The organism is Rhodoferax sp. UBA5149, assembly GCF_002413825.1.
Classification (GTDB): Bacteria; Pseudomonadota; Gammaproteobacteria; order Burkholderiales; family Burkholderiaceae_C; genus Rhodoferax.
The window spans coordinates 1-8,790 of sequence record NZ_DHXT01000171.1; the positions used below are offsets into that span (position 1 = coordinate 1).

The 8,790-nt window shown below is 60.6% G+C and carries 7 protein-coding genes and 1 other RNA gene; 5 read left to right on the forward strand and 3 right to left on the reverse strand.

Annotated elements, in window-relative coordinates; translation table 11 throughout:
• Window positions 1-26: 26 nt before the first annotated feature.
• From B3V69_RS15485 to B3V69_RS15495, 3 genes are all read left to right on the forward strand, one after another.
• On the forward strand, window positions 27-830 hold the full coding sequence (locus B3V69_RS15485) for a phage integrase N-terminal SAM-like domain-containing protein (protein ID WP_296447912.1): 804 nt from the start codon (window positions 27-29) through the stop codon (window positions 828-830).
• A 195-nt stretch (window positions 831-1,025) separates the two neighbouring features.
• Entirely contained in the window at window positions 1,026-1,844 is an 819-nt protein-coding gene (locus tag B3V69_RS15490) for a zinc-dependent peptidase (protein WP_296447913.1), read from the forward strand.
• 25 nt (window positions 1,845-1,869) lie between these two features.
• Window positions 1,870-2,682: an RNA pseudouridine synthase gene (locus tag B3V69_RS15495; protein ID WP_296447914.1), complete on the forward strand. Its 813-nt coding sequence runs from the start codon at window positions 1,870-1,872 to the stop codon at window positions 2,680-2,682.
• 8 nt (window positions 2,683-2,690) lie between these two features.
• Here the strand turns inward: B3V69_RS15495 and B3V69_RS15500 are convergent, their stop codons facing one another.
• The gene (locus B3V69_RS15500) at window positions 2,691-3,434 is read right to left on the reverse strand and encodes a M14 family zinc carboxypeptidase (RefSeq protein WP_296447915.1); all 744 of its coding nucleotides are present in this window, start codon (window positions 3,432-3,434) and stop codon (window positions 2,691-2,693) included.
• Between the two features lie 335 nt (window positions 3,435-3,769).
• On the opposite strand from B3V69_RS15500, the gene B3V69_RS15505 reads away from it, so the two are divergent.
• A complete protein-coding gene (locus tag B3V69_RS15505) occupies window positions 3,770-5,110 on the forward strand; it encodes a fibronectin type III domain-containing protein (RefSeq protein WP_296447916.1) in 1,341 nt (446 codons plus the stop codon).
• A gap of 2 nt (window positions 5,111-5,112) precedes the next feature.
• Here the strand turns inward: B3V69_RS15505 and rnpB are convergent.
• Window positions 5,113-5,492, reverse strand: an RNA gene (rnpB, locus tag B3V69_RS15510) — RNase P RNA component class A.
• Between the two features lie 122 nt (window positions 5,493-5,614).
• On the opposite strand from rnpB, the gene cysK reads away from it, so the two are divergent.
• Window positions 5,615-6,532, forward strand: coding sequence for a cysteine synthase A (gene cysK, locus B3V69_RS15515; RefSeq protein ID WP_296447917.1), 918 nt, complete (start codon window positions 5,615-5,617; stop codon window positions 6,530-6,532).
• Here the strand turns inward: cysK and B3V69_RS15520 are convergent.
• On the reverse strand, window positions 6,521-8,790 hold a 2,270-nt coding region (locus B3V69_RS15520; protein ID WP_296447918.1), incomplete at its 5' end, for a sensor domain-containing protein. The two genes, cysK and B3V69_RS15520, sit on opposite strands and share 12 nt — an antisense overlap.

An 8,790-nucleotide genomic window follows, 5' to 3' on the forward strand; every position in this document is an offset into this window, starting at 1 on the left:
TATTTATATACAGGTATAAATTTTTCATGAAACCCGGCACTCCTCCGTTGAAATCGGCCCGCTTGCTCGATCAGGTGCAAGAGCGGGTTCGTTACCTGCACTATAGCCTCAAGACCGAAAAGGCTTACCTTTATTGGATACGTTTTTTCATTCGCTGGAATGCTGCCCAAGGGTCAGGTATGCGACACCCGCGCGACATGGGCGTGACGGAAGTTGAGGCCTTCCTCACCATGATGGCCACCGAACGCAAGGCATCTGCTTCCACCCATAACCAGGCACTGAGTGCTTTGTTGTTTCTTTATCGCGAAGTGCTCAATATCGATTTACCGTGGTTAAGCAACATTGGGCGGCCGCCACAAACCAAACGCATTCCATCCGTGTTGACGAAAGACGAAGTAGCTGGTCTTCTGGCCCAAATGGATGGCTTTGCCGCGCTGCTGGCAAAGCTGCTGTACGGCACGGGCATGCGCTTGATGGAGGGAATCCGCCTTCGGATCAAGGATGTGGATTTTGACCGCCACGTCATCATCGTTCGTGAGGCCAAAGGTGGCAAGGATCGCGTGGTCATGCTGCCGCATTCGCTGGCACCAACCTTGCGTTTGCAAATGCTGGCGGCGCGGGCGCAGTGGGAGGCAGATCGCCAAGCGCAGCGCGGCGGTGTAGAAACCCCGCACGCGCTGGAGCAGAAATACCCTCAGGTGGGCAACACGTGTCCTTCACAAGAATCGAAACCTGTTACGCGAACCAGCGACGCTGCCCGCGGAAGTTGGGGCGTGGGTCCCCGCCGATTTAGTTACGACATAACTTGCAAGCAAGTTAGTCTCCTCTGAAACTTCGTTTTCTGGGCATTTGACAGTATGAGGCGGGGGCCCACGCCCCAACTTCTGCGATCATGATCGGTGTCGGCTGCCCACATGCCGTTCATCCGGGCCGGATGGTGAGCGTGCCAATGTTTTTGCCCATTGAAACCGCCCGCTTCGTGCCCAGCTACAGGGCTGTTGAACTCTCACCTTGGGAACAGACCTTTGCCAGCCCTCATTGTTTCCATCCTGGCCCTGCTGTTGATTCTCTGGCTGCTGGGTGAGCCCTATCTGATCGAGCGCAAACGCCAAAAGATTCGCGCCCGCCCCTTCCCCGCCGCCTGGCGCGCCATCTTGAAGCGGCGTGTGCCCTACATTCGCGCGCTGCCGGCGGACCTGCAGCTTCAGCTCAAGCGCCACATCCAGGTCTTCGTCGCCGAGAAAGCCTTCATCGGCTGTGACGGCCTCGATATCAGCGACGAGATGCGGGTGACGATTGCGGCGCAAGCCTGCTTGCTGATCCTCAATCGCCCGCGGGACTACTACCCCAATTTGCGCCAGATCCTGGTTTACCCCGGCAGCTTCGTGGTGCACCGCGAGCACACCGATGGCATTGGCGTGGCGCACCACGGGCACCAAGTGTTGTCCGGGGAATCCTGGTCGCAAGGGCAGGTGATTCTGTCGTGGCACGACACGCTCGCAGGCGCGGCCACCCCCAACGACGGCCAAAACGTGGTGATCCATGAGTTTGCCCATCAGCTCGATCAGGAAACGGGCGCCGCCAACGGTGCACCGGTGCTGGCGCGGCGCGCGCATTACGCCCGCTGGTCGCAGGTGCTGGGGGCCGAGTTCGCGCAGTTGCAGGCGCGCGCGTCGCACAGTGAGTCTTCTTTGTTCAGCGACTATGGCGCCACCGACCCGGCTGAATTTTTCGCGGTGATCTCGGAGGTCTTCTTCGAGCAGCCACAACGCATGGCAACGGAGCACCCGGCGCTGTACCGCGAACTCACGCAGCTCTACCGGCTCGATCCGCTCAGTTGGTAAAGCCGGGACGGTTAACATCCTGCCAATGACTGCCCCTACCAAACCTGTACCCCACGCGCCGCGCCCGGGCGAACGCCTGGCCAAGCGCGTGGCCGAAATGCTGCCCTGCTCGCGTCGCGAGGCCGAGCAATACATTGAAGGCGGCTGGGTGCGGGTCGACGGCACGGTGGTGGAAGAGCCGCAATTCAGGGTGCTGAACCAGAAGGTCGAACTCGACAAAAATGCCAGCCTGATGGACGTCACGCAAGTCACCCTGCTGCTGCACAAGCCGCCCGGTTATGACGATGGGGACGACGAGGGCGCTACGCCACAGACCAACCCACGCGCAGCGAAGTCAGTGCCGCGCGCGGCGCGCCAGCTGCTGAGCCCCACCAATCGCGCGGCCGACGACGCCTCGGGCATCAATATGCTGAAACGGCACTTCGCCGGGTTGACGGCGCCGGTGCCGCTGGAAGTGGGGGCCGGGGGCCTGCTGGTGTTCACGCAGGACTGGCGGGTGGCGCGCAAGCTCATCGAAGACGCCGGCGTCATGGAGCATGAAGTCATCGTCGAGATCGAAGGCGAAGCCGCGCCCGACACCTTGCTGCGCCTGAACCAGGGACTCAGTTCCGACGGACACCCGCTGCCCCGCGTCAAAGTCAGCGTCAACAGCGCCAATGAGGGCAAAAGCAAGCTGCGTTTTGCCGTCAAAGGCGCCCATCCCGGTTTGCTTGCCTACCTGTGCGAGCGCGTTGGTTTGAAGATTTTGAGCATGAAACGCATCCGGATCGGCCGCGTGCTGCTGACGACCCTGCCGATCGGGCAGTGGCGCTACCTGCAACCGTTTGAACGCTTCTGACCGCGGTTTTATGGCGAGCGCACGGCGACCTCCTGCACCGTCCCGACCCGCTCACGCATCCAGCGCAACAAGTCGAGCCACATCCGGCGCATCTCGCCGTCCAGCGGCGTGCGGATCGAATTGGGCAATTCGATCGTGACCACCGGCACCCCCTTGTGCACACCGCCATAGTTGCCCAGCGAGCCGGGGAAGATGCCGACCTGATCGAGATACAGGCGCCCCAACCGGGACGGTGGCACGGAGGGGCCATCAAAATCGAGCACGCCGTAAGGAGCATGAATGCTGACGATCAAGTGCGGCTTGAAGCCCTGCATCTCGTCGTACAAGAACCGCGATTCGGGCTCGGACAAGGGCTTGGGGCCGGGCCAGCGGCGCGGATCCTTGCGGGTCCGCTTTTCCCAGTACACCTTGGCATCACGCTCCCAGTTGGGCGTGGGGAAATTGCGGTTCAAATCAACACCATGGGCATTGGCGCGGCGCGGCGATGGGCTGAAGACACCGTCCGGGTTGAGCACCGGCACAAAACGCCAGTGGATCGCCTGCGGCGCATCAACAGGCAATTGCGCTGCCAGCGAGATCCAGTGCAAGGCCACCGCGGCGGAAGACAGCTCGTCGCCATGAATGGCGCCCACCACCAACACCCGCAAGCTGGCATGGTCCGGCTTGATTTCGCGCACCCACAGCGTTCGCCCTTTCACCGAGCGGGCGGCCGTGGGCTGCAGCTGGGCCGCCTCGCACAAGTCGCGCCTCACGTTCGGCAATCTGGCCGAAAAATCAGCGCAAGGCCCCGCAGATTGTGCGCTGTCAGCTATTAAAAATATAGCCAAAAAAACGAACTGGAGGCGGCGAACAGGCATGAGCGCGAGTTTAACTGTGCCCCCCCCGGAATCGGCTGTTGGATATATTCCATAATGGACGAGTTGGCCGTTTTACCTCAGCTTTACCGAGGTGCAACGCGGGAACCCAGTCGTTCCCTGATAATTTGCAAAGCAATATGGCGTGTCTTACTTCATGACACTGCTGACTCGCAGTAGAGGTGTTGCGTGAACCACCCGAAATCGAAACAACCGTTCATTTGGATTTATTTATGTTTTTGCGCTCATTCAAGTTGTTCGCGGCCGCCCTGATCACCGCGGTGCTGTCAGTGGCCTGTGGTGGCGACGCCGCACCGGCTCCGACGGGGCTTACCGTCACAGCCACCGGTGAGTCCTCGGCCACGATGTCCTGGAACATGGCCAGTGGGGTTGAATACTGGCTGTTTTACGGGCCAACCAGCGTTGCGCCGACCGACACCACATCGATGCACAATTGGATCGGCTTGCCCGGCGGCAATGTATTGCTCAAAGTCACTTCGCCCTATGTCGTTTCCGGATTGGTCAACGGCACACCCTACTCGTTTTCGATCAATGGAAGAACCGACGGCGGTCCGGGCGGACCGGGCACCACGCCGGTCTTAGCTACGCCCAGGATCGCAGGGTCCAGTTGGACCGCCGGAACGGCACCCAGCAGCATTGATTTGCGCAGCGTGGCGTTTGGCGCAACAACCGCCACGACAACAGCCTCGGTAGCAACCTATGTGGCGGCAGGCGCTGGCGGCGCCATGTATTCCAGCAGTGACGGGGCAACTTGGAGCGCCATCAATTTCGTCACCGCCAGCAACCTGAATGGCGCTTCCTATTTTGGCAACTACACCCTGGTAGGGGACGGCGGTGTGGTGATCACGAGCCCTGACGCCGTGACCTGGACGACGCAGACCTCTGGCACGACACAAAACCTGTACGCGATTGCCAGCAACAATTTGAGTTTGAATGTGGCGGTTGGCGCGAATGGCTCCATCATCACCAGCCCCGATGGAGTGACCTGGACGCTGCGGGCAAGTCCAACCTCCCAGAGCTTGTATGCCGTGACTTACAGCCCTTACAACCAAGGGACCAACACCCTGGGCACCTGGGTTGCGGTAGGTAACAACGGCACCATGGTGCAAAGTGTGGACGGAGGAGTCACCTGGGGCACGGTCAATGTGGGGGCCGGCGTGACAGCCAACCTGCGTGGCATCGCCTATGGCACAAGCACTTCCGCAGCCAGCGTCGTCACCCAAGCATTCGTTGCAGTTGGCGCTTCGGGCACGGTGCTCGGCAGCCCCGATGGTCTCAACTGGACAGTTCAAGCCGCGCTTGGCGGCAACAACCTGAATACGGTAACGGCCGCTTTGACCATTGGCCCACCGACAGGAACCGTTGTCACTCAGTATGTGGCCGCAGGTGCCGGGGCCGCTATCTTCACCAGCACCGATGGCCTGAACTGGAACACGACCAATTCAACGACGTTGACCTCCAACGCCCTCTATGCCGTGACCCGTGACACCACGGCCGGCGAATTGGGCTACGTCGCGGTTGGTCAGGCAGGTACCAATCTGCTGTCCAAATAAAAGTGTGAAGCCCACCGATAAGCCGGATTCTGTGCAACTGCCGGCCCTTGCGGGCCGGCAGAAGTGACTGCCATTACTCTGGGCCGCTGGTCACCCAACGGCTCGATGCTACCTACCCGCACACTCCGGGGGCCCCGGTCATGGCGCTGCGGCGAACCGCCGCGCTTTGCGTGTGCCTACTTGGTATTGCTGCGCGTAGAGATTGCCCGTTTCACCCGCATCGGGTTGCCCCGCTGCGACTCGTCTCTGTTGCTCTAATCCTCACCTTGTACCTTGCGGCTTTCAGTGGACAGCCGTTAGCTGCTACGCTGCCCTATGCAGTCCGGACGTTCCTCCAGTGCCCTGTTTCCAGGATTGCACCAGCGGCAGTCTGGCGGGCTTCACCCCCCGATTATCACGGCTATCGATAACCATAATTCGAAACAAATCGATGAAGTAGGCCAGAATGAAGACTTTCGCACCGTTAGCCCCATCGCAACCCGCCACCAACCCCTGGAGCCGCTCATGAAAACCGACAACATTCTGCAAACCATTGGCAACACGCCGCACGTCCGCATGAACCGCCTGTTTGGCACGGGCCACACGGTCTACATCAAGTCCGAACGCAGCAACCCCGGCGGCTCCATCAAGGACCGCATTGCGCTGGCGATGGTGGAAGCAGCCGAGAAAAGCGGTGAACTCAAACCCGGTGCCACCATCATCGAACCGACTTCCGGCAACACCGGTGTCGGCTTGGCCATGGTGGCGGCGGTCAAGGGCTACAAACTGATTCTGGTGATGCCCGACAGCATGTCGGTGGAACGCCGACGCCTGATGCTGGCGTATGGCGCCACTTTCGATCTGACGCCGCGCGAAAAAGGCATGAAAGGCTCGATTGCCCGCGCCATGGAACTGGTGGCCGCTACGCCCAACTCCTGGATGCCCCAGCAGTTTGAAAATCCGGCCAATATCGAGGCCCATGCGCGCACCACGGCGCTGGAGATTCTGGCCGACTTCCCCGACGGTATTGACGCGCTGATCACGGGCGTGGGCACCGGCGGTCACCTGACAGGGTGCGCCCAGGTCCTGAAGGCGAAATGGCCTAATTTGAAGGTGTACGCGGTGGAACCCGTGGCCTCACCCGTGATTTCCGGTGGCGCCCCCGCACCGCACCCGATTCAGGGCATTGGCGCCGGCTTTATCCCGAAAAACCTGAACATGGCCTTGCTCGATGGCGTGATTCAGGTGGATGCCGAACCGGCCCGCGAAATGGCGCGCCGCTGCGCCCGCGAAGAAGGCATTCTGGTCGGGATATCCTCCGGTGCCACCCTGGCCGCCATTGCGCAAAAGCTGCCTGACCTGCCAGCGGGCGCCACCGTGCTGGGTTTCAATTACGACACCGGTGAGCGCTACCTGTCGATTGAAGGCTTCTTACCGGCCTGAAACCAGCGCCGCGATGCCCGGCTCGCGCTCACGTGCGAGCAGGCGGGCGAACTCATCGGCGGGAAGCGGTTTGCTGTAGAAATACCCTTGTATTTCATCGCAGTGGTGGGCGCGCAGAAAGTCGAGTTCCTCCCGTGTTTCCACACCCTCGGCAATGGTGCGGAATCCCAACCCATGCGCCAGGCCGATGATGGCGGTCACGATGGCTGCGTCGTCCGGATCACGATGCAGATCACGCACGAAAGACTGGTCGATCTTGAGCTTGTCGATCTTGAATCGTTTGAGGTAGCTGAGCGAGGAATAGCCGGTACCGAAATCGTCGATGGACAACGCAATCCCCAGCGCATGCAGGCGTGCCACCATGTCGATGGTAAAAGTAGAGTCGTCCATGGCAATACTTTCCGTCAGCTCCAGTTCAACCATGGCAGGATCGAGGCCGCTCACGCGCATCGCATCGACGACTGTATCGCACAAGGCGTCATCCTTGAACTGCACCACGGACAGGTTGATGGCCACAGGCACGATGGGCAATCCGGCCGCTTGCCAGTCCGCGTTCTGTTGCACGGCGGCATACAAAACCCAATTGCCAATGTCGCGAATCTGGCCGCTCTCTTCCGCCACGGAGATGAAACGCCCCGGCAACACCAAGCCCCACTCGGGATGCTGCCAGCGCACCAGCGCTTCCACGCCCACGATTTTCATACTGGTGGCATCGACTTGAGGCTGGTAGTACAACAGCAACTCCTTGTTTTCCAGCGCACGGCGCAAGTCGTTTTCGATGCGCAAGACCTCGTTCGCGCGCTCATGCATCTGCTGTGCAAAAAACTGAAAGTTGCTGCGGCCACTTTGCTTGGCGCGAAACAGCGCGGAATCGGCGCACTGGGATAGCCGCGCCAAATCGGCGCCATTGTCCGGGAACAGCGCGATGCCGATGCTGGCGGTCAGGCTCAGGCGCTGGCCGTCGATCAGGAACGGTTCAGCGATGATGGCCAATGTTCTTAGCGCCACGTGGGCCGCGCCCTGATCATCGGTATTGGGCAACAGACAAATGAACTCGTCCCCGCCCGGGCGGCAAATGGTGTCATCCGGGTGCAGGTGCGCGGTCAAGCGCGTGGCCAGCTCTTGCAGCAAGCAGTCTCCAATGGCGTGACCCAGCGAGTCGTTGATGTTCTTGAACCGGTCCAGATCGACATACATCAGCGCTACCTTGGTCTGGGCACGCTGCGCCGCCGCCAGCGCCACTTGGGCCCGATCATGGAGCAAGGCACGGTTGGGCAACTGGGTCAGGGTGTCGTAGTTGGACAGAAAACGAATTTTTTCCTCATCCTCCTTGCGGCTCGAGAGATCCGTCAGGATGCCGATGTGTTGCGTGATCTGGCCGTCGGGGCTGCGGATGACACTGATGGAAAGCCATTCAGGGTAGAGGTCACCATTCTTGCGGCGGTTCCAGAGTTCACCCTGCCAGCGTCCCTCCGATTGAATGGCGCGCCACATCACCTCGTAAAAAGCCTTGCCGTGTCGTCCGGAGGACAGCAGGCTCGGGTTGCGCCCCAGAACCTCTTCCTTGGTATAGCCCGTGATTTCAGTGAAAGCGCGATTGACCGAAAGCAGATGGTTGTGCGCATCCGTGATGACGATGCCGTCCCGGCTCGATTCGAAGACCTGCGCGGTCAACTGCAACTGTTCCTGGGCCTGCTTGCGATCCGTGATGTCGAGCCAGGCACCGACGGCGAGCGCGCGACGCCCGGACAGATTGCGGGTGAGCACCACCTGGTCGTAGATCCAGCGGCACGAGCCATCGGCATGCAGCAAGCGGTACTCATACTGAAGCGTGCCCTTTTCAAGCAGCTGCTGCTGGGCTTGCAGTGCCATCGCCCGATCCTCCGGATGGACCCGCTCCAGCCACAAGCCTGGCCTTGCCAGCCATATGGCGGGCGGGTATCCCGTCATTTGCGCCACCTTGGGACTGACAAAGTCCACGACAAAACCGCCCTTTTTCTGCGGATCGGTTGTCAGCGAATAAATCACCGTCGGATTGATGGCCATGATGTGCGCCAGACGCTCGGTCTCCAGTGTGATCCTGCTGGCCAGTGCCTCGCGCACCATCGCTTCGCGCCTGATCAAGTAGTACAGCAGCAAGGACGTGACCAGGACAAAAAAGCTGCCCTTGACGGACTGAAGCCAAATCAGGCTTGCGGGATCCGGAAAAAGCCATTGCAGCGTGCGGTCGGACAACCAGATCCAGGCCGCAGAAAAGG

Coding starts and splice junctions, on each gene's coding strand:
- B3V69_RS15495 (WP_296447914.1), top strand. CDS start 1,870: ATGACTGCCCCTACCAAACCTGTACCCCACGCGCCGCGCCCGGGCGAA.
- B3V69_RS15485 (WP_296447912.1), top strand. CDS start 27: ATGAAACCCGGCACTCCTCCGTTGAAATCGGCCCGCTTGCTCGATCAG.
- B3V69_RS15505 (WP_296447916.1), top strand. CDS start 3,770: ATGTTTTTGCGCTCATTCAAGTTGTTCGCGGCCGCCCTGATCACCGCG.
- cysK (WP_296447917.1), top strand. CDS start 5,615: ATGAAAACCGACAACATTCTGCAAACCATTGGCAACACGCCGCACGTC.